The sequence below is a fragment of the Pseudomonas sp. GB2N2 genome (assembly GCF_054897705.1).
Genome location: NZ_CM142701.1, coordinates 2,632,735 through 2,659,449 on the forward strand (window position 1 = coordinate 2,632,735; position 26,715 = coordinate 2,659,449).

General features: G+C 59.7%; 21 protein-coding genes and 1 pseudogene. 10 read left to right on the forward strand and 12 right to left on the reverse strand.

The annotated features are described in order from the left end of the window. The first annotated feature begins 130 nt into the window (after window positions 1–130). Window positions 131–346, forward strand: coding sequence for a ribosome modulation factor (gene rmf / locus ACYZT4_RS12180; RefSeq protein WP_003223300.1), 216 nt, complete (start codon window positions 131–133; stop codon window positions 344–346). A 146-nt stretch (window positions 347–492) separates the two neighbouring features. Here the strand turns inward: rmf and ACYZT4_RS12185 are convergent, their stop codons facing one another. Beyond that, window positions 493–1,512, reverse strand: coding sequence for a quinone-dependent dihydroorotate dehydrogenase (locus ACYZT4_RS12185; RefSeq protein WP_461988067.1), 1,020 nt, complete (start codon window positions 1,510–1,512; stop codon window positions 493–495). 230 nt (window positions 1,513–1,742) lie between these two features. Between ACYZT4_RS12185 and ACYZT4_RS12190 the strand changes: the two genes are divergently transcribed. From ACYZT4_RS12190 to cobA, 7 genes and pseudogenes are all read left to right on the forward strand, one after another. After that, on the forward strand, window positions 1,743–2,954 hold the full coding sequence (locus ACYZT4_RS12190) for a CmpA/NrtA family ABC transporter substrate-binding protein (RefSeq protein WP_461988068.1): 1,212 nt from the start codon (window positions 1,743–1,745) through the stop codon (window positions 2,952–2,954). A 15-nt stretch (window positions 2,955–2,969) separates the two neighbouring features. Continuing rightward, complete coding sequence (locus ACYZT4_RS12195; RefSeq protein ID WP_461988069.1) at window positions 2,970–3,545, forward strand: ANTAR domain-containing response regulator; 576 nt, start codon at window positions 2,970–2,972, stop codon at window positions 3,543–3,545. A 356-nt stretch (window positions 3,546–3,901) separates the two neighbouring features. Continuing rightward, window positions 3,902–5,113, forward strand: coding sequence for a nitrate/nitrite transporter (locus ACYZT4_RS12200; RefSeq protein ID WP_461988070.1), 1,212 nt, complete (start codon window positions 3,902–3,904; stop codon window positions 5,111–5,113). A gap of 7 nt (window positions 5,114–5,120) precedes the next feature. Continuing rightward, window positions 5,121–6,791: a protein kinase domain-containing protein gene (locus tag ACYZT4_RS12205; RefSeq protein WP_461988071.1), complete on the forward strand. Its 1,671-nt coding sequence runs from the start codon at window positions 5,121–5,123 to the stop codon at window positions 6,789–6,791. 269 nt (window positions 6,792–7,060) lie between these two features. After that, a pseudogene (locus ACYZT4_RS12210) lies at window positions 7,061–8,260 on the forward strand (NAD(P)/FAD-dependent oxidoreductase); the annotation flags it as partial. 20 nt (window positions 8,261–8,280) lie between these two features. Beyond that, window positions 8,281–10,998 (forward strand): nitrate reductase, encoded by a 2,718-nt coding sequence (locus ACYZT4_RS12215; RefSeq protein ID WP_461988073.1) that lies wholly within the window; start codon window positions 8,281–8,283, stop codon window positions 10,996–10,998. A gap of 10 nt (window positions 10,999–11,008) precedes the next feature. Then, the gene (cobA, locus tag ACYZT4_RS12220) at window positions 11,009–11,794 is read left to right on the forward strand and encodes a uroporphyrinogen-III C-methyltransferase (protein ID WP_461988074.1); all 786 of its coding nucleotides are present in this window, start codon (window positions 11,009–11,011) and stop codon (window positions 11,792–11,794) included. Window positions 11,795–11,935: 141 nt separating this feature from the next. On the opposite strand, the gene ACYZT4_RS12225 is transcribed toward cobA, so the two are convergent. The 8 genes from ACYZT4_RS12225 to ppsA all read right to left on the reverse strand — a co-directional run bounded on the left by ACYZT4_RS12225 (window position 11,936) and on the right by ppsA (window position 20,002). Then, the gene (locus tag ACYZT4_RS12225; RefSeq protein WP_461988076.1) at window positions 11,936–12,970 is read right to left on the reverse strand and encodes an OmpA family protein; all 1,035 of its coding nucleotides are present in this window, start codon (window positions 12,968–12,970) and stop codon (window positions 11,936–11,938) included. Between the two features lie 107 nt (window positions 12,971–13,077). Continuing rightward, the gene (gene sigX, locus ACYZT4_RS12230; RefSeq protein WP_461988078.1) at window positions 13,078–13,668 is read right to left on the reverse strand and encodes an RNA polymerase sigma factor SigX; all 591 of its coding nucleotides are present in this window, start codon (window positions 13,666–13,668) and stop codon (window positions 13,078–13,080) included. 87 nt (window positions 13,669–13,755) lie between these two features. Then, complete coding sequence (locus ACYZT4_RS12235) at window positions 13,756–14,580, reverse strand: mechanosensitive ion channel family protein (RefSeq protein WP_008027407.1); 825 nt, start codon at window positions 14,578–14,580, stop codon at window positions 13,756–13,758. A 2-nt stretch (window positions 14,581–14,582) separates the two neighbouring features. Beyond that, window positions 14,583–14,831 (reverse strand): hypothetical protein, encoded by a 249-nt coding sequence (locus ACYZT4_RS12240; protein WP_007944521.1) that lies wholly within the window; start codon window positions 14,829–14,831, stop codon window positions 14,583–14,585. A gap of 63 nt (window positions 14,832–14,894) precedes the next feature. Further along, window positions 14,895–15,890, reverse strand: a complete 996-nt coding sequence (locus ACYZT4_RS12245) for a zinc transporter ZntB (RefSeq protein ID WP_461988080.1) — start codon at window positions 15,888–15,890, stop codon at window positions 14,895–14,897. A 40-nt stretch (window positions 15,891–15,930) separates the two neighbouring features. Further along, window positions 15,931–16,422 (reverse strand): ribonuclease E activity regulator RraA, encoded by a 492-nt coding sequence (rraA, locus tag ACYZT4_RS12250; protein ID WP_461988082.1) that lies wholly within the window; start codon window positions 16,420–16,422, stop codon window positions 15,931–15,933. A gap of 121 nt (window positions 16,423–16,543) precedes the next feature. After that, window positions 16,544–17,533 carry an alpha/beta fold hydrolase gene (locus tag ACYZT4_RS12255; protein WP_461988084.1) on the reverse strand — a complete coding sequence of 330 codons (990 nt, stop codon included), beginning with the start codon at window positions 17,531–17,533 and terminating at the stop codon, window positions 16,544–16,546. Between the two features lie 93 nt (window positions 17,534–17,626). Further along, window positions 17,627–20,002: a phosphoenolpyruvate synthase gene (ppsA, locus tag ACYZT4_RS12260; RefSeq protein ID WP_461988085.1), complete on the reverse strand. Its 2,376-nt coding sequence runs from the start codon at window positions 20,000–20,002 to the stop codon at window positions 17,627–17,629. A 332-nt stretch (window positions 20,003–20,334) separates the two neighbouring features. Here ppsA and ppsR point away from each other — a divergent pair, with 332 nt between their 5' ends. Beyond that, window positions 20,335–21,153: a posphoenolpyruvate synthetase regulatory kinase/phosphorylase PpsR gene (ppsR, locus tag ACYZT4_RS12265; RefSeq protein WP_461988087.1), complete on the forward strand. Its 819-nt coding sequence runs from the start codon at window positions 20,335–20,337 to the stop codon at window positions 21,151–21,153. Between the two features lie 105 nt (window positions 21,154–21,258). Here ppsR and ACYZT4_RS12270 read toward each other — a convergent pair whose 3' ends face one another. Beyond that, window positions 21,259–22,668, reverse strand: coding sequence for an aminotransferase-like domain-containing protein (locus tag ACYZT4_RS12270; RefSeq protein WP_461988088.1), 1,410 nt, complete (start codon window positions 22,666–22,668; stop codon window positions 21,259–21,261). Window positions 22,669–22,761: 93 nt separating this feature from the next. Between ACYZT4_RS12270 and ACYZT4_RS12275 the strand changes: the two genes are divergently transcribed. After that, the gene (locus ACYZT4_RS12275; RefSeq protein ID WP_461988090.1) at window positions 22,762–23,700 is read left to right on the forward strand and encodes a DMT family transporter; all 939 of its coding nucleotides are present in this window, start codon (window positions 22,762–22,764) and stop codon (window positions 23,698–23,700) included. A gap of 85 nt (window positions 23,701–23,785) precedes the next feature. Here the strand turns inward: ACYZT4_RS12275 and prpD are convergent, their stop codons facing one another. Further along, window positions 23,786–25,270, reverse strand: coding sequence for a 2-methylcitrate dehydratase (prpD, locus tag ACYZT4_RS12280; RefSeq protein WP_461988092.1), 1,485 nt, complete (start codon window positions 25,268–25,270; stop codon window positions 23,786–23,788). Window positions 25,271–25,469: 199 nt separating this feature from the next. Further along, the gene (gene prpF / locus ACYZT4_RS12285; protein ID WP_461988093.1) at window positions 25,470–26,672 is read right to left on the reverse strand and encodes a 2-methylaconitate cis-trans isomerase PrpF; all 1,203 of its coding nucleotides are present in this window, start codon (window positions 26,670–26,672) and stop codon (window positions 25,470–25,472) included. Window positions 26,673–26,715 lie beyond the last annotated feature (43 nt).

A 26,715-nucleotide genomic window follows, 5' to 3' on the forward strand; every position in this document is an offset into this window, starting at 1 on the left:
TGGCGCCACAACGGACGTCAACACCTTGGCTCGCCACGCCGGCAGCGAGCCTCCCAATGGCAGACATTTCTGCCAGACCTCGATTGAGGTCAACGCGATAACTACAGTCAACAAGTGAGGGCAACACCCTATGAGAAGACTTAAGCGTGATCCGTTGGAAAGAGCATTTTTGCGCGGATATCAATATGGCGTTGGTGGCAAATCCCGTGAGCTTTGCCCATTTACTCTACCGTCGGTACGTCAAGCCTGGATTAACGGCTGGCGAGAAGGACGCGGCGACAACTGGGACGGTATGACCGGCACTGCGGGAATCCACAGACTCAACGAACTTCACGCCGTCGGCTGACACAGGGCTACATTCCGACACGACAACCTGATGACGTAACGACTTACCACGCACGCCCCATCCGGGCGGCGGGCTCCGGCCCAGGGGCTCCTTCGAGGAGCCCTTTTTTATGCCGGCTCCCCACACAAGCTTTGTAGCAGGGGGATTTAGCGCAAGGCTGCTATTGCGTCGACGGCTTCGCGAATGAGCGCCGGGCCTTTGTAGATGAAACCGGAATACAGCTGCACCAGGCTCGCGCCCGCCGCGATTTTCTCGGCCGCATGTTTGCCTTCGGTAATGCCCCCCACCGCGATAATCGGCAAGCGACCGCCCAGCTCCGCCGCCAGCACCTTCACGGTGTGGGTGCTCTTTTCACGAACCGGTGCGCCGGACAACCCGCCCGCCTCGTCACCGTGCTCCATGCCTTCAACGCCGACCCGGCTCAGGGTGGTGTTGGTGGCGATCACCGCGTCCATCCCGGTTTCGATCAGCGCCTGAGCCACTTGCGCGGTTTCTTCGTCGGTCATGTCCGGAGCGATCTTGATCGCCAGCGGCACATGTCTGCCGTGACGCAACGCCAGTTCAGCGCGACGAGCCGCCAGATCCGCCAGCAATTGCTTAAGCGAATCGCCAAACTGCAGGCTGCGCAGGCCCGGGGTATTCGGCGAGCTGACGTTGACCGTCACATAGCTGGCGTGGGCGTACACTTTGTCGAGGCAGATCAGGTAGTCGTCAACCGCGCGCTCGACCGGGGTGTCGAAATTCTTGCCAATGTTGATGCCAAGCACGCCCTGGTATTTGGCTGCTGCCACACGAGCCAGCAGGTGATCGACACCGAGGTTGTTGAAACCCATGCGATTGATGATCGCCTCGGCTTCCGGCAAGCGGAAAATCCGTGGTTTCGGGTTGCCCGGCTGTGGACGCGGAGTAATGGTGCCGATTTCGACAAAACCAAAACCCAACTGGGCAAAACCGTCGATGGCCGCGCCGTTCTTGTCCAGACCGGCCGCCAGGCCTACCGGGTTCGGAAAGTCCAGGCCCATGACATTCACGGGCATCTTCGCTGGCGCCTTGCACAGCAAGCCGTTGAGGCCCAAACGTCCGCCCGCGCCGATCAAGTCCAGGGACAGATCGTGGGAGGTTTCCGGGGAAAGTTTGAACAACAGCTGACGGGCCAGGGTGTACATGGGCGGCTTTGACTCGAATGGCGACGAAATGAGGCGGCGATTATAGCCGCGCATGGGGGTCGCAAGCGAGGCGCACGACAAAATCAACGGGCGATGGCATATGCCTTGCAGCCACATTGATATCAGCACTCATGCCAACGTCGGGATGAGTCGAAAGACAAAGGCGTCGTCACCCGACTTTGCTCGCGCGAAGGCTTGTGACGACGCTTTTTTTTGCAAGGTGCTTTGCCATGAATGAAACCACAGCGGGCCCGCTGGCCTGGGTCAACGGCAGCGATACCCCGGAAAAAACCGATATTAACCTTGGCTTCATGGCCCTGAGCGATTGCGCCTCTGTCGTGGTCGCCGCCACCCAGGGTTTTGCCCAGCCCTACGGGCTGACCTTGAACCTCAAGCGCCAGTCCTCCTGGGCCAACCTGCGGGACAAACTGGTCAGCGGCGAACTGGATGCGGCTCACAGTCTTTACGGCCTGATTTACGCCGTGCACCTGGGCATCGGCGGCGTCGCCCCGACCGACATGTCGGTGCTCATGGGCCTGAATCAGAACGGGCAAAGCATCAACCTTTCCCACGGTTTGCAGGCCTTGGGCGTGACCGGTCCTGAGGCACTGGATCGTCACGCGCACCAAACTCGCCCAAAACTCACGTTCGCCCAGACCTTTCCGACCGGCACCCACGCCATGTGGCTGTATTACTGGCTGGCGAGCCAAGGCATTCACCCATTGAACGACGTCGACAGCGTCGTGGTGCCGCCCTCGCAAATGGTCGCGCACCTGCAAGCAGGGCGAATCGACGGCTTCTGCGTCGGTGAGCCGTGGTCCGCCAGCGCGGTGAAGCAGAATCTCGGCTTCACCATGGCGACGACCCAGGCCATCTGGCCCGACCACCCGGAGAAAGTTCTCGGTTGCACCCGCGAGTTCGTCGAGCAATACCCCAATACTGCCCGGGCGCTGATAATGGCGATCCTCGAGGCCAGTCGCTTCATCGAAGAAAGCACCGAGAATCGCCGCAGTACCGCGCAGCTGCTGAGCGCCCCGGAATACCTCGATGCACCGCTCGATTGCATCGAACCGCGGCTGCTCGGCGATTACGTCGACGGCCTCGGCAATCGCTGGCAAGACCCGCACGCGCTGCGCTTCCATGGCGGCGGCGAGGTGAATTTGCCCTATCTGTCCGATGGCATGTGGTTCATGACCCAGTTCCGCCGCTGGGGCTTGTTGCGCGACGACCCGGACTATCTCGCGGTGGCCCGTCAGGTTCAGCAACTTGACCTGTACCGTGAGGCCGCCAGCGCGATCGGTATCACCTCATCGAGCGAGGAAATGCGCAGCAGCCAGTTGATCGACGGCAAAATCTGGGACGGTTCCGATCCGGCCGGCTATGCCCGCAGTTTCAAGCTCAACGCCCTGAGCGACAGCTCGCCCCTACTCGCCCGCCGCTGACAGGAGATTGCGAACATGTTGCGTATCCTGCTGATCAACGACACTGCGAAAAAAGTCGGTCGCTTGAAAGCCGCCCTGACGGAAGCCGGCTTCGAGGTGATCGACGAATCCGGCCTGACCATCGACCTGCCCGCGCGCGTCGAAACGGTGCGCCCGGATGTGATTCTGATCGATACCGAGTCACCGAGCCGCGATGTGATGGAGCAAGTGGTGCTGGTGACTCGCGACCAGCCACGGCCGATTGTGATGTTCACTGATGAACACGACCCGGGCGTGATGCGCCAGGCGATCAAGTCCGGGGTCAGTGCCTACATCGTCGAAGGCATTCACGCACAACGTTTGCAGCCCATTCTCGACGTGGCCATGGCCCGCTTCGAAAGCGACCAGGCCCTGCGCGCGCAATTGCACGCCCGTGACCAGCAACTGGCCGAGCGCAAGCGCATCGAGTTAGCCAAGGGACTACTGATGAAGATGAAGGACTGCAACGAGGAACAGGCCTACACCCTGATGCGCCGCCAAGCGATGAGCCGGCAGCAGAAGCTGATTCAGGTGGCGGAGCAGATCATTGCGATGAGTGAACTGCTCGGCTGAAACACCGAGGTGACTGGTATATCGCCTTCGCGAGCAAGCCCGCTCCCACGTTGATCTTCTGTGCCCACAACATTTGGGGGCGGCCGAAATCCCTGTGGGAGCGGGCTTGCGCGCGAAGGACGCAACTCGGTTCCGGACTGTTGGCACAGATCTCGCTAGACATTCACCACAGGTAACCAACGGCGGTTGCCCCACCTACGACAAAGACGTCGCTCACCTTATTTGCCCATGGCGAATCCGGTGGCGGCGTTTTTTTGTCTTGGCCCCATAGCCCGGGGTCGGTGGTGCGGCCGTTGCGGCGCCCCACCTGCAAGCTCATGACTCCTTCTCGAGACGATCAACAGCTGAGGTGCGCGATGAATTCAAGCTTCTGGAAATCCGGCCATGTCCCGACACTGTTCGCGGCCTTCCTCTATTTCGACCTGAGCTTCATGGTCTGGTACCTGCTCGGTCCGCTCGCGGTGCAAATTGCCGCCGACCTGCACTTGACCACCCAACAACGCGGCATGGTCGTGGCCACGCCGATTCTGGCCGGGGCCATATTACGTTTCATCATGGGCATGCTGGCGGACCGCCTATCGCCAAAAACCGCCGGGCTGATCGGCCAGGTAATCGTCATTTGCGCCCTGTTTGGCGCCTGGAAACTCGGCATCCACAGCTACGAACAAGCGCTGCTGCTGGGCCTGTTCCTCGGCATGGCCGGCGCGTCGTTTGCCGTGGCGTTGCCGCTGGCATCGCAATGGTATCCGCCGCAGCATCAGGGCAAAGCACTGGGCATCGCCGGGGCCGGTAACTCGGGCACCGTGCTGGCAGCGCTGATCGCCCCGGTGCTGGCGGCCGCATTTGGCTGGAGCAACGTGTTCGGCTTCGCGCTGATCCCGCTGATCCTGACGCTCATCGTTTTTGCCTGGCTGGCGAAAAACGCCCCTGAACGGCCGAAAGCCAAATCGGTGGCCGACTACTTCAAGGCCTTGGGCGACCGCGACAGCTGGTGGTTCATGTTTTTCTACAGCGTCACCTTCGGTGGCTTCATCGGCCTGGCCAGCGCCCTGCCCGGCTACTTCAACGACCAGTACGGTTTGAGCCCGGTCACTGCCGGCTACTACACCGCCGCCTGCGTGTTTGGCGGCAGTCTGATGCGTCCACTCGGCGGTGCGCTGGCCGACCGTTTCGGCGGGATTCGCACGCTGTTGGCGATGTATACGGTGGCGGCGATCTGCATTGCGGCGGTGGGTTTCAACTTGCCAAGTTCCTACGCGGCGCTGGCACTCTTCGTCTGCACCATGCTCGGTTTGGGAGCAGGTAACGGCGCGGTTTTCCAATTGGTGCCGCAGCGTTTTCGTCGGGAGATCGGTGTGATGACCGGCCTGATTGGCATGGCCGGTGGCATCGGTGGTTTTGCCCTCGCGGCAGGCATGGGCGCGATCAAGCAAAGCACCGGCAGCTATCAACTGGCACTGTGGTTGTTCGCCAGCCTCGGCGTCCTCGCCTGGTTTGGTTTGCACGGGGTGAAGCGTCGCTGGAGAACCACTTGGGGCTCGGCCGCTGTGACCGCCGCACGGGTGTGAGGGCCGAATGAGCCTGCAACTGAGTTTCGCCGAAGCCAGCGCCACCGGTCCGCGCGAGGAGAATCAGGATGCTTTGCGCCTGGTCACTCCCGCGCCGGCGCTGGCGGCAAGCAAGGGTTACCTGTTCGCCATCGCCGACGGCGTCAGCCAATGCGCTGATGGCGGCCTCGCCGCCCGTTCGACCTTGCAGGCATTGGCGCTGGATTACTACGCAACCCCGGAAACCTGGGGCGTGGCCCAGTCACTTGATCGTTTGCTGCTGGCGCAGAATCGCTGGTTGCAGGCCAATGGCGGAGGGCAACCGCTGCTCACCACCGTCAGTGCTTTGGTGATGCGCGGCAGGCGTTTTACCTTGGCGCATGTCGGAGATTGCCGGGTGTATCGCTGGCACGCCGATCAGTTGCAGCGAGTCAGCGAGGATCACGTCTGGGATCAGCCGGGTATGCAGCATGTGCTCAAACGCGCGATGGGCCTGGATCAGCATCTGGTCCTGGATTTCCTCGATGGCGAGTTGCGCCTGAACGAGAGTTTCGTGCTGCTCAGCGATGGCATCTGGGCGGTGCTCGGCGATACCGCCATTGCCGCGATTCTGCGCGATCAACCCGATTTGCAGAGTGCCGCGCACACCTTGGTGAACGCGGCGCATTTGGCGGGCAGTCAGGACAACGCGAGTGCGTTGCTGGTGCGGGTCGACGCCCTTGGCGAAACGAGCATAGGCGATGCGCTGATTCATTTGCAGCAATGGCCGTTGCCGCCAGCGCTGAAACCGGGCCATTCCTTCGAGGGCTGGCAAGTCGAGGGCATTCTCGCCCAGAGCCAGCAGTCGCTGCTCTATCGCGTGCGGGACGCCCAGCACCAGCCGTGGCTTCTGAAAACCCTGCCCCAGGCACTGCGCGACGATCACCTGGCCGGGCAAGCCTTGCTGTCGGAAGAGTGGTTCCTCAAGCGCGTGGCCGGGCGGCATTTCCCTGAAGTCCATGCCGCCAGTCAGCGTCAGCATTTGTACTACGTGATGCGTGAATATTCCGGTTCAACACTGGCGCAATTGGCAGAACGAACCACAACCCTGCCGCTGGCTCAATGGCAGGACTTGGCGGAGCGCCTGTTGCGGGCGGTCGGCATGTTGCATCGACGGCAGATTTTGCATCGCGATATCAAACCGGAAAACCTGCTGCTGGGGAATGACGGCGAGCTGCGCCTGCTGGACTTCGGCCTCGCCTACTGCCCCGGCCTGTCTGAAGATCAGGCCTCAGTCTTGCCCGGCACCCCCAGTTTTATTGCGCCGGAAGCCTTTCGCGGTGATCCGCCGTCGCCGCAACAGGATCTGTATGCGGTCGGCGTGACGTTGTACTTTCTGCTGACCGGGCATTATCCCTACGGCGAAATCGAGGCGTTCCAGCGCCCACGGTTTGGCGTGCCGGTCTGCGCCAGTCGCTACCGGCCCGACCTGCCCGAATGGATCGCGCAGACTCTGGAGCGCGCGGTGGCGGGGGATCCGCGTGGACGATTTGAAACGGCGGAAGAGTGGCTGCTGGTGCTGGAGCAAGGCGAGCGGCGCAGTTTGAGCGTTCGTCCGAGGCCACTGTTGGAGCGCGAGCCGGTGAAAGTCTGGCGGACGTTGGCGTTGGGGTCGTTGCTGGTGAATCTGGTGTTGCTGGTTTTAGTGTTTCATCGCTAGACCGCCCCATTAGCGAGCAACACGCTTCGATCCGGTGCAACAGCGGCGCTTGATCTACCGATCAAAGCCAGTAAACAGGACACCCAACAACTTGGCACAACCACTGCATTACCTCTCCCAACTTACATAAAGCCCAGCCTTCAACGACGAAGGCTGCGCTTCCCGAGAACGGGAACAGGACAAAGGCGTCCTCGCTAGGCAACTAGCGGGACGCCTTTTTTGTTTGCGCAGCATTTGTCGAGCACGGCCCGAGCGCCCTGGAGAACCTGATGAAGAAACTCAAACTGGTGATGATCGGCAACGGCATGGCCGGGGTTCGTACCCTCGAAGAATTGCTCAAGTTGAGTAACGAGCTGTACGACATCACAGTCTTCGGCGCCGAACCTCACACCAACTACAACCGCATCCAGCTGTCGCCGGTACTGGCCGGCGAGCAAAATTTCGACGAGATCGTGCTGAACGACCTGGACTGGTACCTGGACAACAACATCAAGTTGCTGCTCAACCGCAAAGTCGTGGAGATCGACCGGATCAAACGCCGGGTCATCGCCGAAGACGGCACCGTGGCCGAGTACGACCGCCTGCTGATCGCCACCGGCTCGACGCCGTTTATCCTGCCGATCCCTGGCAATACCTTGTATGGCGTCATCGGCTATCGCGACATCGCCGACACGCAGCTGATGATCAGCAGCGCAAAAACTCATACCCATGCAGTCGTCATCGGTGGCGGCCTGTTGGGCCTGGAGGCGGCGAACGGTCTGATGCTGCGCGGTATGCATGTCACCGTGGTGCATAACGGCGAATGGCTGCTGGAACGACAACTCGACCACGTCAGCGGCCATATGCTGCGAACAGCGCTTGAAGCCCGCGGCCTGCACTTTCGCCTGCGCGAGCAGACCCGGGCGCTGCACGATGGCGGCGATGGCCGGGTCGGGTCGGTCGAGTTCAACAATGGCGACGTCATCCCCGCCGACCTGGTGGTGATGGCCGCCGGCATTCGCCCGGCCATTGAACTCGCGCAGAAGGCCGGCCTCCCCTGCGGCCGCGCCATCCTGGTCAACGACACGTTGCAAACCTACGACCCACGAATTTATGCCATCGGCGAATGCGCCAGTCATCGCGGCATCGCCTACGGACTGGTAGCGCCGCTGTTCGAACAGGCGAAAGTCTGCGCCAACCATCTCGCGCAACTGGGCTTCGCCACCTACAAGGGTTCGGTCACTTCGACCAAACTCAAAGTCACCGGCATCGACCTGTTTTCCGTCGGCGACTTCATGGGCGGCGAAGGCACCGAAACCATCACCTTGTCCGACCCCATCAGCGGGATTTACAAGAAACTGGTGATCAAGGATGACGTACTGGTCGGCGCCTGCCTGTACGGCGACACAGCCGATGGCGGTTGGTATTTCCGGCAGATTCGCGAGCACCACGTCATCGGTGCGCGGCGCGATCACCTGATGTTCGGTGAAACCTTGCAGGACGTCAGCTGATGAACCGCCAGATCACCGCGTCCACCTGCTGCTATTGCGGGGTGGGCTGCGGCGTGCTGATCGAGCATGACGGCGAGCGCATTCTCGGCGTCAGCGGCGATCCGTCACACCCGGCCAACTTCGGCAAACTGTGCAGCAAAGGCTCGACCCTGCACCTGACCGGCGACCTCGCGGCCCGCGCGTTGTACCCGGAACTGCGCCTGGGCAAAGGCCTGGCGCGCAGTCGCACCGATTGGGACACCGCCCTCGATCACGCCGCCAGCGTCTTCGCCAAAACCATCGCCGAGCACGGCCCGGACAGCGTGGCGTTCTACATTTCCGGGCAACTGCTGACCGAGGATTACTACAGCTTCAACAAACTCGCGCGAGCGCTGGTCGGTACCAACAACATCGACAGCAATTCGCGGCTGTGCATGTCATCGGCGGTGGTCGGCTACAAGCGCAGCCTCGGCGCCGATGCGCCGCCGTGCAGTTACGAAGACCTGGAGTCGAGCGACTGCGTGATGATCGTCGGCAGCAACATGGCCTACGCCCACCCGGTGTTGTTTCGTCGTCTGGAAGAAGCAAAATCCCGCCGGCCGCAGATGAAAGTCATCGTTATCGACCCACGTCGTACAGACACCTGCGACTTGGCTGACCTGCACCTGGCGATTCTTCCGGGCACCGACGTCGCGTTGTTCCATGGGATTTTTTACCTGTTGCTGTGGGAAGGCTGGATCGACCGAGACTTCATCGAGGCGCACACCGAGGGTCTGGCCGAACTGAAAGACCTGGTACGCGATTACACCCCGCCGATGGTGGCGCAGTTGTGCGGGATCAGCGTTGAACAGCTGCAAGAATGTGCGCAGTGGATTGGCACGTCGCCAAGCTTCCTGTCGCTGTGGTGCATGGGATTGAATCAGTCCACCGCTGGCAGCGCGAAAAACAGTGCGCTGATCAACCTGCACCTCGCCACCGGGCAAATCGGCCGTCCGGGCGCAGGACCCTTCTCACTCACCGGTCAGCCAAATGCGATGGGCGGCCGCGAAACCGGCAGTTTGTCGAATCTGCTCCCGGGCCATCGCGAAGCGGCCAATGCCGAGCATCGCGCCCAAGTAGCGGCGTACTGGGACGTGGATCGACTGCCTGAAACCACAGGCCTCAGCGCAATCGAATTGTTTGAGCAGGTGCGCAGCGGAACCATCAAGGCCCTGTGGATTGCCTGTACCAACCCTGCGCAATCGATGCCGGACCAAAGCGCCGTGCGTGCCGCGTTGCAAGCCTGCCCTTTCGTGGTTTTACAGGAAGCCTTTCGCACCACCGAAACCGCCGCATTCGCCGACCTGCTGTTGCCCGCCGCCAGTTGGGGTGAAAAGGAAGGCACGGTGACCAATTCAGAACGGCGCATTTCCCACGTCCGCCGAGCAGTTAGCGCACCCGGTGAAGCGCGTTCCGACTGGGCAATCACGGTAGATTTCGCACAACGCCTGGAAAAATATCTGCGCCCTGATCAAGCAAGCCTGTTCGCGTTCGACACCCCGGCGCAGATCTTCGATGAGTACAAATTACTGACGCGGGGTCGCGATGTGGACCTGTCCGGCATCAGCCATGACCTGATTGATCGCCTCGGTCCGCAGCAATGGCCTTTCCCTGACGGCGCGACTGAAGGCACGGCACGACTGTACGCGGACGGGATTTTCCCCACCGCCAGCGGACGTGCCCGGTTCATCACCGATCCGTATCGCGCCGCCAAGGAACAACGCGACGGGCAGTTCCCGTTAACCTTGATCACCGGCCGTTTGCGCGACCAGTGGCATGGCATGAGTCGCACCGGCACCGCCGCGCAATTGTTCGGCCATGTCAGTGAAGCCGTGTTGAGCCTGCACCCGGATGAACTGCAGCGCCACGGACTGCAACAGGGCGAGCTGGTCAGCCTGAAAAGTCGGCGCGGCGCGATCATTGTCGCCGTCGGCAACGACGACAGCGTGGCGCCGGGCCAGGCGTTTTTACCCCTGCATTGGGGTGATCGCTTTCTGAAGGGTGGGGTCAACGGGATCACACAACCGGCGTTCGACCCGCTGTCGAAACAGCCGGAACTGAAGCACACCGGCGTCCGAATTGACCCCGTGCACCTGCCATGGACGTTCTTCGCCCTCGTCGAAGGCAATGTCCAACAGCACTTTGAGACGCTACGACCGCTGTGCGAGGCCTTTTCCTACCTCAGCCTCAGCCTGACTGGCCGCGAACGCCCTGCGCTGCTCATCCGCGCCGCCAGCGCCTGCGCGCTCGCTCCACCACTGCTGAATGAAATCGACCAGTGTCTGGGGTTAAACGACGGGCCGGTATTGGCCTATGACGACCCCGCGCGCGCCGTCGGTAAACGGGTGCGGATCGAGCAAGGCCGAATTACCGCGATTCGCCTCGCTGGCGAAACCCTTGCCCAACACTGGCTGGAGGCGCTGTGGCTGGAAGGTCGGGTCGACGCACAACTGCGGCGCTGGTTACTCGCGCCGCTGAGTGCGCCACCGGGTAACGCCACCGCATCGACCGACAGCACCAAAACCCTGTGCAACTGTAAAAACGTCAGTCAAGGCGCGATCTGTGCCGGGATCCGTCGAGGCCTGGATCTGCAGGGTTTGAAACAGGAATTGGGCTGCGGCACGCAATGCGGGTCCTGCGTACCAGAAATCAAGCGTTTGCTAGTCGCCACCGTGCAGCCGATCGCTGTTATCTCGTGAGGAAAATACGATGAGTGCAAAAGTCTGGCTGGTGGGTGCAGGCCCCGGCGACCCGGAACTGCTGACCCTCAAGGCTGTTCGAGCCTTGGGCGAAGCGGATGTGGTGCTAATCGACGATCTGGTGAACGAGGCCGTGCTCGAGTATTGCGTCGGGGCGCGGATCATCCCCGTGGGCAAACGCGGTGGCTGCCGCTCCACGCCGCAGGCATTCATTCATCGGCTGATGTTGCGGTATGCCCGCCAGGGTAAATGCGTGGTGCGACTCAAGGGTGGCGATCCATGCATTTTCGGCCGGGGTGGGGAAGAGGCCCAGTGGTTGCGTGAGCGTGGGATCGATGCCGAGTTGGTCAATGGCATCACGGCCGGGCTGGCTGGGGCGACACAATGCGATATTCCGCTGACCCTGCGCGGTGTCGCACGCGGCGTGACGCTGGTGACGGCTCACACCCAGGATGGCAGCCGCCTGAACTGGCAGGCACTGGCGCAGGGCGGCACGACATTGGTGGTCTACATGGGCGTGGCGAAGCTGAGCGAAATTCGCGAGCAGTTGCTGGCTGGGGGCATGGTGGCGGATACGCCGGTGGCGATGATCGAAAATGCTTCATTGCCGCAGCAACGGGAATGCCGGAGCGATCTGACGGCGATGGAAGAAGATGCCTACGCCTTTGAGCTGAAAAGCCCTGCGATTCTGGTGATCGGTGCTGTAGCCGCACAGTCAGTAACCTGTAGGAGCCAGCTTGTGTGCGGGCGGCGTTCCGACAAAAAACCTGAGATCGCCGCGGGGCGCCAGGTTTAACGCGTTATCGTTGACGACCATCGCCGGCAAGCCGGCTATTAAAGAGTCCCGAGAACCGGTAATCCCGGTGATCCAAAACCCCAAATCGCAGGCAAAGAAAAGCCCGGCCTAAGCCGGGCTTTTCTCAGAGCTGCGGGCTAATTACTTAGCTTTGGCTTCAACCTGCGCTTCTACGCGACGGTTTACAGCGCGACCAGCTTCAGTTTTGTTGTCAGCAACTGGGCGGGATTCGCCGTAGCCAACAGACTGAACGCGGGACGATTCAACACCGTACTGGTTGGTCAGAACTTGCTTAACGGCGTTTGCACGACGCTCGGACAGTTTCTGGTTGTAAGCGTCAGGACCGACGTTGTCAGTGTGACCTTCAACAGTAGTGGTGGTCGACGGGTACTGCTTCATGAAGTCGGCCAGGTTCTTGATGTCGCCGTAGCTGTTGGTTTTAACAACAGACTTGTCGAAATCGAACTTGACGTCCAGCTCAACACGAACAACTTCAGCAACTGCTGGGCAGCCATCAGCGTCAACAGTTACGTTGGCTGGGGTGTCCGGGCACTTGTCAACGTTGTCGCAAACGCCGTCGTTGTCGCTGTCGGAGCAGACTTCAGCCGGTGCTGGAACTGGAGCAGCAGCAGGCTTGGAGCCGCCACCGAAGTTCACACCGATACCGACGCTTGGAGCCCACTCGGTGTCGCCTTGGTCGATGTTGTACTGAGCTTCAACGCCGGCACGGGCGTAGAAGTTCTCGGTGAAGTACAGTTTTGCACCGCCGCCAACGTTGGCGAAGGTGGAACGGTTACGACCGCCACCGCCGTTCTGGCCGATGCTTTGATCGGAGAAACCAGCCGATACGTATGGACGAACCATGTCGCCTGGGTTGTTGAAGTGGTACAGAGCGTCCAGAGCGGTATCAGCGCCCTTGATGTTACGACCGTCGTCGGAACGCACGTTGTGCACTTCGTCGTAGCCCAGACGCAGTTCAACGTCGTCGGTCAGGAAGTAACCAACGGAACCGCCGAACAGGTTGCCGTTGTTCTTGAAGTTACGAGCGCTGTCGAATTGTTCTTTCTTGGCGAAGCCTTCGATTTCAACTGCGCCTTGGCCTTGTGCCAGCGCGCCGAACGAAGTGGCTGCAATGAGAGAACCAATGGCAAAGCCCAAGGTGTTTTTCAGTTTCATCCGTTAAATCCCCATCTGGTGATTGTGAAGCAGTCCCGCAAACCGGGGGACAACTCGGCGGCAAGTCTATCAGAACTTGCCTACACGTAAGAGATATTTGCGCCGAACTAAGTTTCAGCAATGCCTGCAAATTTCTCACGCAATTTATCTAGAGCACGTTTGTAACGCATTTTTGTTGCACTCAAGCCCATGTGCATGATGTCTGCGATCTCCTGAAACTCCAGCTCTGCGACAAATCGTAGCACCAGAATTTCACGGTCAATCGGGTTCACATACACCAGCCAGCGATCGAGTCCGGCCTTGTCCTCGGGTTTCGGCATCTTCTCTTCAGATGCTTCCTCGAGGGGGTCCAGACTCAAAGCGTCCATCAAGCGACGCTTTCGCCGTTCCTTCCGATACTGTGTGATGCATTCGTTGTACGTGATGCTATACAGCCACGTCTTGAACTTCGATTTCCCCTCGAAGTTCTTCAAGCCATACAACACCTTCAACATCACTTCCTGACAGACATCGTCTGCGTCGCGATCGTTCCCAAGATATCGTGCACAGACGTTAAATAATGTTCGTTGGTAACGCCGCATCAATTCTTCATAGGCGCGCGTTACGTGAAACAGCTCGGTATGCGAGCGCGCGACCAACTCCTCATCAGAGAGCTCGCGGGGGTCGTAGCGCGTGGAGAGCGATTGAGCTTTATTCAAAACAAGTCGGGCCGACAGTCAGGTCAATGTCCGCCGCAGCCCTTTCAGGGCATTTTGCGGCGGCATACATTAGCAGGGTTTGCCGGATTAGCGGCTACTCACATGCTGCTCCAGGAGAATCCGATTGGAGAGAGAGACTAGCTCACCCTCATCGGTCAGCAATGTGGTTTTAACCGTGCCGATCTCTTCGATCTGACCTTCGACCTCGCCAACACGCACTTGTTGCCCAACCTGATACAACTCTCGCACGTAGATTCCCGCAAGAATCTGACCGGCAATTTCCCGACTTCCCAATCCCATGGCCAGCGCAACTGCCAGACCAACGGTAATCAATACGATAACGATTACATGGTTGAGCAGGTCAGTCTTGACCTCCAACTGACTGATCGCGACCGAAATGCTGATGATGATCACCAGGCCTTGAGCGATGCGCCCCAACCCGGCGGCATAATCCAGCCCTACACCCTCTGCTGCACCCCGCACCAGCCCATTGGCCAGTTGCGCCAGCAAAACACCCACCAGCAACACCAGCGCGGCGCCGAATACTTTCGGCAAATACAGCGCGAGCATGTCCAGCGTAGCTGAAACTCGCTCAAGGCCAAGTGATTCTGCGGCAGAAACCAGAAAGATCAGCAGAACGAACCAGTAGACAATCTTGCCGATCAACGTCGAGATCGGCACCTGAAGGCCGGCCCGGGACAGCAATTTTGTCAGACCGGTACCGCCCATCAGACGATCGAGGCCCAACTTGGCGAGCAGCTTGGACAGCAAAGTGTCCAAAAGTTTCGCCACGACAAAACCCAACAGCAGCACGACCAGTGCGCCGAACAGGTTCGGAATGAAATTCGCAACCTTGGTCCATAACGCAGTCATTGCAGTGACGAGGCTCTGAGTCCAGAGATCAAGTTCCATATTCAATCAGCCTTATCAGCAGTGCGAACGGTAGGTTTACGGTGACGGGAAACCGGCGAGACATGGGCCGATCCGTTATTCAAAGCGATCATCAGCGCGGGCAACCAGCGGCCCAGCAGGCTGAACAAATCACCGGCGCCGACCTGGCGGTTGGCGGTTTTCAGGACACGGCCGAGGCAGGCATCGTCGTCACGGGTGGACGGTGATGCGTTCAGCATGTCGCGCAAAGACTGTTCAAACGGATCGTGCATACGCACCTCTCGTGATGTCTGTGAAAGACGCGGCCAGATTTGCACGGGTCACATGCCTCATCGTCACACCCAGCGTAAACGTCGGAATAACAACCACTGCCCGACTGCCACCGAGACCATCATCAGGCACGCAATCAGGAAGCCATAAGGGCTGGCAGAGAATGGAATACCCCCCACGTTGATCCCCAACAAACCGGTGAGAAAACTCATCGGCAAAAAAATTCCGGTGATGATCCCGAACCGGTACATCGTGCGATTCATGCGCACGCTCAACCTTCGGTCTTCAGCCTCCAGAACCAGCCCCACCCGCTCCCGGGTCAATTCCAGCTCCTCCAGATAGCGGGTCAGGCTGTTGTTCAATTCGTTCCAGTAGTCGCCGTCATCCTCGACAAACCATGGCAGCTTGGTGCGCGTCAGTTGACCGAAAATATCCCTCTGCGGCGCCAAAAAACGTTTCAGCCCGGCAGCCCTGCGACGGATCTGCAAAATCGAGCCATGCTCAGGTGTGTACCGTTCGTCGGCATCGAGCTTTTCTTCTTCCTCATCGACGATTTCCGAGAGGCAGCTGACCAGATCCTGCACTTTGTTGGTGAGGTACTGCGCCATATAAAGGATGAGTTCAGAGGCGGTTTTTGGCCCTTTGCCTTCACCGAGCTGCACCAGTAACTCATCGGTGGCGCGCAACGGACGCAGACGCAGTGAAATCACGCGTTGTGCCGAAGCGAAAATCCGCACCGAAACCATGTCTTCCGGCTCGGCCCCCGGGTTCAGGTTCACTCCGCGCAAAAATAGCAGCAGTTCGCTGTCGGTAAGCTGTAACAAGCGCGGACGGGTGTTTTCTTCGAGCAGCAGGTCACAGCTGAATTCGCTCAGACCGCTGGATTTTCGTAGCCATGTCTGCGTTTGGGGGTGGCTGCGATCCCAGTGCAGCCACAGGCTTTCATGGGCCTGCAGTTGCAAATCATCGAGTTCAGTCCGGGCTATCGAACGCGCGCCGCCTTTACCATCCAGCACCAGGGCGTGCACCAGCCCCCACTGCGCGTTTTCATCCTCGAACATCCTCACCCCATTGCAGAATCAAAAAGTCTTGGGCCAGCGTTTATTCAGGCATTTTCAGCGGGCTCGGCGAGATAATCACGCCATTGTTGTCCGCATAAATGTAGTGGCCTGGATGGAACGTCACACCGGCAAAGGTCACCGCAACGTTGAGATCACCGAGCCCGCGTCTGTCGGATTTCCTCGGGTGGCTGGCGAGGGCCTGAACGCCCAGATCGGTCTGCGCAATAATATCGACGTCGCGGATGCAACCGTAGATCACCAGCCCTTCCCAACCGTTTTTCGCGGCTTTCTCGGCCAGCATGTCACCCAGCAGTGCATGACGCAGGGACCCGCCACCGTCAACCACCAGCACCTTGCCATGCCCTTGGAGTTCGACCTGCTCCTTAACCCGCGAGTTGTCTTCGAAGCACTTGATGGTCACGATTTCGCCGCCGAAGGAATCACGGCCGCCAAAATTGTTGAACATCGGTTCCAGCACCTGTACCAGCTCCGGATAGGCATCGCACAGGTCAGGCGTGAGGTAATGGTTCATCGAGAAACTCCTGTAAAGAGGAAGACAATCGAGGATGTCGCAAAGTGACCGAAAAAGCGTAATGCGTCATAGCTTAGCCGCATGCCGATCAGAGCGGAATGCCCTTGATAGAGCATCCAGCTTAGATCGCCGCTGCCAGATCCGGTTTTTCACCGAGCAACGGTGCCTGTTGATCCGCCAGCCAGCGCGCCACCAACGGCCAGACTTCGGTTTGCGCGGCCTTGCTCACCAGCATTTCCACGTGACCGAAGTTGTCGCCGAAGCCCTGTTCACGACTCAGGTTGATAAACTGCTTGTGCTCGGACCCGACCTGATCGAAAAGTTTGCGACAGGCCCACGCCGGATCCTGATGATCCCCCGCCGCGGTCACGGCCAGTACCGGCAACCGAACCTCGGCCAGTCCCGCCCACCAATCCTTGTCGGCATCGCCAAAGCGCCCGAACAGGCCGTACCAGCGCATGCTTTCCAGGGCCAGGCCAATCGGCTCGTCCTCCGGACCGCGCTTGAGCCGTGAACCGGACAGCTGGGCAAAACGCTTGAGGATAAAGCGCCCGCCCCACTCCACGGGTGGAATTTTCAGCGGCCAGTAGGTACGGCTGACTTGCGTACCGAAAAACGCCGCGGAAGCTACAACCGGCTCGCCGATGTACTCCCCACCCAGCGCCGCCGCCAGCGTGATGCCGCCCAGCGAGTGACCGATCCAGTGCGGGACCTGGCCACTCTGCTCACGCACGAATGCGCCAATGGCCGGCAGATCGTAACGGGCGTAGTCGGCGACACGGTTCTTGCGGTAGTTATGGTTGCGCTGGGACAGACCATGACCGCGCATCTCCGCAATCCACACATCGAATCCGAGGCGCGTCAGGTGGGCGCCCAACCCGAGGCCTTTGGGAGAAAACCAGAAGCGTCGATTGGAAAAACTGCCGTGCAGCAGGATCACCGGCACACCGCCGTGCGCGGGCTTGTCCGCCATGCCCAGGCGGGTCACGGCCAACTCCACCGTGCCGTCGGGGCTGTTGCCAGGTTTCAAACGATAAACGTCTTCGCTCAGATCACCGCGCCGTTCGGCGCTGATCAGGGCGACAGGAAATAGGTTGCTGCTGCTTTGCATAATGCTCTTGCACAAAAAAGGGCGGCATCCAGAAGAGCCCGCCCTGCTTGAATCTTAAAGTCCCGGCCGATTGGCCGGGGCTTCATTCACAAATCAAACCGGAGCTTGACCTTCAGCCAGGAAGAACCAGGTTTCCAGTACGGAGTCCGGGTTCAACGAAACGCTTTCAATGCCCTGTTCCATCAGCCATTTGGCCAGGTCCGGGTGGTCCGAAGGGCCCTGACCGCAGATGCCGATGTACTTGCCGGCCTTGTTGCACGCGGCGATGGCGTTGGCCAGCAGCTTCTTGACCGCCGGGTTACGCTCGTCGAACAGGTGCGCGATGATCCCGGAGTCACGGTCCAGGCCCAACGTCAGCTGAGTCAGGTCGTTGGAGCCGATGGAGAAACCGTCGAAGAATTCGAGGAATTCTTCCGCGAGGATCGCGTTGGACGGCAGCTCGCACATCATGATGATGCGCAGACCGTTTTCACCACGGGCCAGGCCGTTTTCCGCCAACAGGTCGATGACCTGGCTGGCCTCGCCCAAGGTGCGGACGAACGGCACCATGATTTCAACGTTGGTCAGGCCCATCTCGTTACGCACGCGCTTAAGGGCGCGGCATTCGAGTTCGAAGCAGTCGCGGAACGATTCGCTGATGTAACGCGAAGCACCCCGGAAACCCAGCATCGGGTTTTCTTCTTCCGGCTCGTAGAGCTTGCCGCCGATCAGGTTCGCGTATTCGTTGGACTTGAAGTCCGACAGGCGCACGATGACCTTTTTCGGCGTGAACGCCGCGGCCAGGGTGCTGATGCCTTCCACCAGTTTGTCGACGTAGAAACCGACCGGATCGTCGTAACCGGCGATGCGCTTGTCGACGCTGTCCTTGATGTCCTGAGGCAGGCCGTCGTAGTTCAGCAGCGCTTTGGGGTGCACACCGATCATGCGGTTGATGATGAATTCCAGACGGGCCAGGCCCACACCGGCGTTCGGCAGTTGCGCGAAGTCGAAGGCGCGGTCAGGGTTGCCGACGTTCATCATTATCTTGAACGGCAGGTCCGGCATGGCATCGACGGAGTTTTTCTTGATGTCGAAACCCAGTTCGCCTTCGAAGATGTAACCGGTGTCGCCTTCAGCGCAGGACACCGTTACGCCCTGGCCGTCTTTCAACAGCTGGGTGGCGTTGCCGCAACCGACCACGGCCGGGATGCCCAGTTCGCGAGCGATGATCGCCGCGTGGCAGGTACGGCCGCCACGGTTGGTGACGATGGCGCTGGCGCGCTTCATGACCGGTTCCCAGTCCGGGTCAGTCATGTCGGAGACCAGTACGTCGCCTGGCTGGACCTTGTCCATCTCGGAAACGTCTTTGATGATCCGCACCTTGCCGGCGCCGATGCGCTGGCCGATGGCACGACCTTCCACCAGCACGGTGCCGGTTTCTTTCAGCAGGTAACGTTCCATGACGTTGGCCTGGGTGCGGCTCTTCACGGTTTCCGGACGGGCCTGCACGATGTACAGCTTGCCGTCGTCACCGTCCTTGGCCCACTCGATGTCCATCGGACACTGGTAGTGCTTCTCGATGATCATCGCTTGCTTGGCCAGCTCGCTGACTTCGGCGTCACTCAGGCAGAAACGTGCGCGATCCGCCTTGTCGACGTCGATGGTCTTGACCGACTTGCCGGCCGTGGCGATTTCGCCGTAGATCATCTTGATGGCCTTGCTGCCGAGGTTACGGCGCAGGATCGCCGGGCGACCGGCCTCAAGCGTTTGTTTGTGGACGTAGAATTCGTCCGGGTTCACCGCGCCTTGTACGACGGTTTCACCCAGGCCGTAGGCGCCGGTGATAAACACCACGTCTCGGAAACCCGATTCGGTATCGAGGGTGAACATCACGCCGGCGGTGCCGGTTTCGGAGCGGACCATGCGCTGCACGCCAGCCGACAGAGCCACCAGCTTGTGGTCGAAGCCCTGGTGCACGCGGTAGGAAATTGCACGGTCGTTAAACAGCGAAGCGAACACCTCTTTGGCGGCGCGAATGACGTTTTCGACACCACGAATGTTCAGGAAGGTTTCCTGCTGACCGGCGAAGGAAGCGTCCGGCAAGTCTTCGGCGGTAGCGGAAGAGCGCACGGCCACGGCCATGTCAGGGTTGCCGGCCGACAGCGTGGCGAACGCGGTGCGGATCTCGGCGTTGAGCTTCTCGGGGAACTCCGCTTCCATGATCCATTGACGGATCTGCGCGCCGGTCTTGGCCAAGGAGTTGACATCATCGACGTCCAGGGCGTCGAGGGCGGCGTGGATCTGCTCGTTCAGGCCGCTCAGTTCCAGAAAATCACGATAGGCCTGAGCTGTCGTGGCAAAACCACCGGGCACCGATACACCGGCACCTGCCAGGTTGCTGATCATCTCGCCCAGGGATGCGTTCTTGCCCCCCACATGCTCAACATCGTGTTTGCCGAGCTTATCGAGGGAAACTACGTACTCTACCAAGGTGATCTCTCCACTAACTGTGTTGGAAAAGCTCAGAAGCCGGCGCTCATAAAGAGCATTTGCCAGCTGTATGGCCTGGACCTGGAAAATAAGTGAGAATGCGGGCCATTGGCGGCCGGCAAATCGCGCCTATCATATCCAAGAATGATCACAAGTGTCCTGTGTCGCGAGTGCGTGCCGTTTTGGCGAGTGACTGTTGTTGCCAGACAAGGCGCCGCGACAAGTCATAGCTGGCTATGGCGAGGAGCGGCAACGTAGTATGGCAGTAACAGGCGCCGCCAAAACGGTACGCACTCGTGACACAGGACACTCACATAAGGCCCAAGGTGCAAATGAAACGATCTGCTTTCTTTATCTCCGATGGCACCGGCATCACAGCCGAAACCCTGGGTCAAAGCCTATTGGCGCAGTTCGAAAACATTACCTTCAGCAAATTCACGCGACCGTACATCGACAACGTGGATAAAGCGCGGGCCATGGTACAACAAATCAACAAGGCGGCCGACGTCGACGGCTTCCGGCCGATTATCTTCGACACCATCGTCAATCAGGACATCCGTGAGATCCTTGCGACCTCCAATGGTTTCATGATCGACATTTTCTCGACCTTCCTGGCGCCGCTTGAGCAGGAACTGACCGAGCATTCTTCCTACACTGTCGGCAAGTCCCACTCCATCGGCACCAACTCCAATTACATGGAACGCATCGAGGCGGTGAACTTCGCCCTCGACAATGACGACGGCGCCCGCACGCACTATTACGACAAGGCCGACCTGATTCTGGTCGGCGTGTCGCGCTGCGGCAAGACCCCGACCTGCCTGTACATGGCGATGCAATTCGGCATCCGCGCGGCCAACTACCCGCTGACCGAAGACGACATGGAACGCCTGACCCTGCCGGCCGCCCTGCGTGCCCACCAGCACAAGCTGTTCGGCCTGACCATCGACCCGGATCGCCTCACCGCGATCCGCAACGAGCGCAAGCCCAACAGTCGTTATTCGAGTTATGCGCAGTGTGAATTTGAAGTGCGCGAAGTGGAGAATCTGTTCCGCCGGGAGAACATTGCGCACATCAATTCCACGCATTTCTCGGTCGAAGAGATTTCGGCGAAGATTCTGGTGGAGAAAGGGGTGGAGCGGCGCTTCAAGTAGTTCTTTTGCGCCTGCCAGGCCGCCATCGCGAGCAGGCTCGCTCCTACAGGAGATTTGTGAACGCCGCAAATCCTATGTGGGAGTGAGCCTGCTCGCGATGAACGATTACCCGGTTTCTGCTAATGCCCCAGCCAGTACTTCAAACCCTCTAATCAGCAACCCATCATCCCCCGCCGAGTTACACACACTTGCCCGAATAAATTGCGGCACCGCACCATGCCCGACCGCAAACGCCTCGGCGGTGGCGACCAGGTAATTTTTCTCCTTCAACTCCGCCGCAATCTGCGACGCCCGCCACGGCTCGGGCACTTCGATCCAGAAGTGCGGGCTATGCGCATGGGTTTTGTAAGCCAGCCCCTGCAGCACACCGCTAACCAACCACTTGCGCCGACTGATCTCGGCAATCTGCTGCCCCAGCAATTGCTCGGCGATACCGTTTTCTACCCACCGACTCGCCACTTCCAGCGTCAACGGGCTAGCCATCCAGCACGTCCCGCGCACCGCCGCACTCAGACGCCCGACCAGCGGTTGCGGCGCGTGCAAATAGCCGACCCGCAAACCCGCCGAAACCACCTTGCTCAAGCTGCCGATCAGCACCGAACGTTCCGGGGCAAAATGGCATAAGGGTAATGGCCGATGTTGAGCCAACACCGCGTGGGCGTCGTCTTCAAAGATCAACAGATTGTGCTGCCGACAGACCTCGACAATCGCCTCACGTCGTGGGACGGACATTACCGCAGCCGTAGGATTCTGGATCGTCGGTGTGCAGTACAACGCCGACACACGATGATTGCGACATACCTCGTCCAACGCTTCGGGAATCAGCCCTTCGTCATCCATCCCGACACCGATCAGTTTAATCCCGAGCATGCGTGCGACGCTGATCAAACCCGGGTAGGTCAAATGCTCCGTCACCAGCGTATCGCCCGACTTGAGCAACGCCATCAAGGAACATAAAAGTCCGTGTTGGCCGCCGTTGACGCAGATGATTTGCCCGGCATCCGCAATAAATTCCTGATGCCGCAACCAGTGCGCACCCGCCGCACGATGGCGCTGCAAACCGACGTCGGCGGTATAGCCGCTGATGCGCTGCAACGTACCGGGATCGCTGGCCAGCGCCTGCAAGGTCTGACTCAAAAATTGCGCCTCTCGCCCCGGTATCGGTTGATTGCGGCTCATGTCGAAAAAAACCTGCGGTTCATCGCTGACATTGCGAAAGCCCGCATCCCGCTGGCGTTCCATCCCGCGCTGACGCACATAAGTGCCGTCTCCTACACGAGCGACGACCAATCCCACACGTTCAAGCTCGCCATACGCACGGCTGATGGTGCCGATGGTGACCCCCAGGCTGTCGGCCAACAGCCGATGCGGTGGCAGTTTGCAGCCGGGTTCGATCAAGCCTTCAGCGATTCCTTTCCCCACGGCGTCTGCCAGCCGCTTGTATTTCACGCCCAGGCCATTGGCGAGACCGTCGCGCAGGATTGACACCATGGCAATACTTGTTTTGACAGTCATTTCCTTCCCGAATAGCGTGCTGAAAACAGGTGCAATCAGGGATAGACCCTTTGCGGTTGCAGGTCAATTCCGATGACAAAGAGGAACACGCTTATGTCCGTCGCTACCCATTCACTTTCAAGTACTCGGAAGCCCTGGCTGCCAGCACTGATCACCACCGCGCTGTTTCTGATCGTGTGCCTGAGTTGGGGCACGACATGGCTGGGGATAAAAATCGCGGTGGAAACGGTGCCGCCATTGACCGCTGCCGGGCTGCGATTCCTGATCGCCTTTCCGCTGTTCCTCGCCTTCGCCCTGATACGGCGTGAACCGCTGTTGTTCCCGAGGAAAAGCCGCTGGTTTTTCGTGTTCGTGACGCTGTCGTATTTCTGCCTGCCGTATTACTTGCTTAACTATGGCGAGCTGCACGTTTCGTCCGGACTTACAGCGCTGCTGTTCAGCTGCATGCCGGTGTTTATCCTGCTGTTTTCGGCACTGTTTCTGCGGGAGAAAATCTACCCGTCGCAGGTGCTCGGAATCGCCATCGGGTTTGGCAGTCTGTTCATGATTATTCGCAGTCAGGGATTGCATCTGGATCACGCAGAACTGTTCGGCGTGCTGGCTATTCTCTGCGCAGCAGTCATGCATGCGTTGTGTTATGTGGTGACCAAAAAACACGGCACGGCAATCAGCGTGATCACCTACAACACGCTGCCGATCGGCATCGCAGGTTTGATGCTGTTTACCGCCGGGTTAAACGTCGAAGCGCCGGTATTCGCGGCCATCAGCCTGCGTTCATGGAGCGCCCTGCTCTTCCTCGGACTGGTGGCGTCGGTGGGCGGGTTTATCGTTTACTTTTTGCTGCTGAAACGGCTGAGCCCGATCATTTTGTCGTTTGTGTTCATCATTTTTCCGGTGTTCGCTGTGGTGATGGGCGCGTGGTATGAGGGACAGAACCTCTCCCGGGAATTGATGGTGTATTCAGCAATTCTGTTGACCGGCTTTGCGATCACCAAAATGCCGCTGGAGAAATGGTTGACACGATCCCTGTAGTAACCCGGCTTGTCGAATCGTCGCACCGCGGCGATGGCGATTCAAACACGCCATCGCCAGCAAGCAGGCTCCTACAAGGTTCGCGTCAGATCACGAACAAATCGACGAAGCGGTTTACCGCTGTGGCCTCAAGCGCAGCCTGATCCTTGCACAAAGCAAATATCCCGGCACTGCGCTGAGCGGTGAAACGCGTGGCCAGGTTGGCCTTGAACTTGTCTTCCAGCAACGGAATACCCTCGGCGCGGCGACGGCGGTGGCCGATCGGGTATTCGACGACCACCTTGCCGGTGCTCGATCCGTCCTTGAAAAACACCTGAATCGAATTGGCAATCGAGCGCTTGTCCACCTCCAGGTATTCGCGGGTGTATTGCGGGTCTTCGACGATGACCATTTTCTCGCGCAGCACATCAATGATCGGGTGCGCCGCGTGGAAGTCGTCGTCGTACTGCTCGGCCACCAGATTGCCGAACGCCAGCGGCACGGCGGTCATGTATTGCAAGCAATGATCACGATCCGCCGCGTTGGCCAGCGGTCCGACTTTAGAGATGATGCGAATTGCCGATTCGTGCGTGGTGATGACGATTCGGTCGATTTCGTGCAGGCGATTTCTCACCTGAGGGTGCAAAGTCACCGCAGCCTCGCACGCCGTTTGTGCGTGGAACTCGGCCGGAAAACTGATTTTGAACAGCACGTTTTCCATCACATAGCTGCCATACGCGCGGGAAAAACTGAAGGCTCGTTTGTCTTCCGGCTTCAGCGCCAGGTCGTTGTTGCTGTGGCTGAACAACACGTCGTAGAAGCCCCACTGTCGGGCGGTCAGCACGCCGGGAATGCCCATTTCGCCACGCATCGCGATGTCGGCCAGACGCACGCCGCGACTGGAGGCATCCCCCGCCGCCCAGGATTTGCGCGAGCCGGCATTCGGCGCATGCCGATAGGTGCGCAACGCCTGCCCGTCGGCAAAGGCATGGGACAGCGCAGACAACAGTTGCTCGCGGCTGGCGCCCATGAGTTTGGCGCTGACGGCGGTCGAGGCGACTTTCACCAGGATCACGTGATCAAGGCCCACACGGTTGAAGGCGTTTTCCAGCGCAATAACACCCTGAATCTCGTGGGCCATGATCATTGCTTCGAGTACGGCGCGCACCGTCAGCGGCGTCTCGCCTTGAGCCAGGCGCTTTTGCGAGAGGTGATCGGCCACCGCAAGAATGGCGCCGAGGTTATCGGACGGATGACCCCATTCGGCCGCGAGCCAAGTGTCGTTGTAGTCCAGCCAGCGCACGATGCAACCGATGTCCCACGCAGCTTTTACCGGGTCGAGACGGTAACGGGTGCCGGGCACGCGGGCGCCGAACGGCACGACCGTGCCGTCGACAATCGGGCCGAGGTGTTTGGTGCATTCGGGGAAACGCAGCGCCAGGAGGCCGCAGCCGAGGGTGTCGATCAGGCAATTTCGGGCGGTGTCGAGTGCTTCTGTGGACTCGATTTTGAACTGCAGGACGTAGTCGGCAATGTCCTGCAGGACCGTGTCGTAGTCGGGGCGGTTGTTCAGGTCGACGTTGGCGCTCATGTTCGATTCACTCAGGAAGTGGTTCGTTGATGGGACCTCGGTTCAGGGCAATCTCAGCGGTTCCTGCTTTCTTGTTCTGGAAATGGAGTTCAAATGTGGGCGTGAGCCTGCTCGCGATGGCGGTGTGTCAGTCGACATCAATGTTGACTTTATGGGCCTCATCGCGAGCAGGCTCACTCCTGCATTGGTTTTGTATGGGTTAGAACGAATCGCCTGGCACACGCACAAAGCCTTCCATCAACACCCGCGCACTGCGGCTCATGATGGCTTTTTTCACGGTCCACTCGCCGTTCACCTGGCTGGCTTCAGCACCCACACGCAACGTGCCGGACGGATGGCCGAAGCGCACCGCGTTACGTTCGACGCCGCCCGCCGCGAGGTTGACCAACGTGCCGGAAATCGCCGCCGCCGTGCCGATTGCCACCGCAGCGGTGCCCATCATCGCGTGGTGCAACTTGCCCATCGACAATGCGCGTACCAACAGGTCGACATCACCCGTGGCAATCGCTTTACCGCTGGAAGAAACGTACGCCGCCGGCTTGGCAACGAAGGCTACTTTCGGTGTGTGCTGACGCTTGGTGGCTTCGTCCAGATTGGAAATCAGGCCCATGCGCAACGCGCCGTAAGCGCGGATGGTTTCGAACATCGCCAGCGCTTTCGGATCGCCGTTGATCGCGCCTTGCAACTCGGTGCCGGTGTAACCGATGTCTTCGGCATTGACGAAGATGGTCGGGATACCGGCATTGATCATGGTCGCCTTGAACGTCCCGACGCCGGGTACTTCGAGGTCGTCCACCAGATTGCCGGTGGGAAACATCGAACCACCGCCGCCCTCTTCTTCTGCCGCCGGGTCCATGAATTCGACCTGCACTTCGGCCGCCGGAAAGGTCACGCCGTCAAGTTCGAAATCACCGGTTTCCTGAACCTCACCGTTGGTGATGGGCACGTGGGCGATGATGGTCTTGCTGATGTTGGCCTGCCACACGCGCACCACCGCCACACCGTTGTGCGGAATGCGGCTGGCGTCGACCAGACCGTTGCTGATGGCGAACGAACCGACCGCCGCCGAGAGGTTGCCGCAGTTGCCGCTCCAGTCGACGAAAGGCTTGTCGATGGAGACCTGGCCGAACAGGTAATCGACGTCGTGATCGGCCTTGATGCTTTTCGACAGAATCACGGTTTTGCTGGTGCTGGAGGTTGCGCCGCCCATGCCGTCGATTTGCTTGTCGTACGGGTCGGGACTGCCGATCACTCGCAGCAACAACGCGTCGCGGGCCGGGCCGGGAACCTGTGCCGCTTCGGGCAGGTCTTTGAGGCTGAAAAACACGCCTTTGCTGGTGCCGCCACGCATGTAGGTGGCAGGGATTTTAATTTGAGGGGCGATCTGCGGTGCGTGAGCCATTGTTACTCCTTCATAGCAAGCAAGGGACGTAAAATCCCTTGCC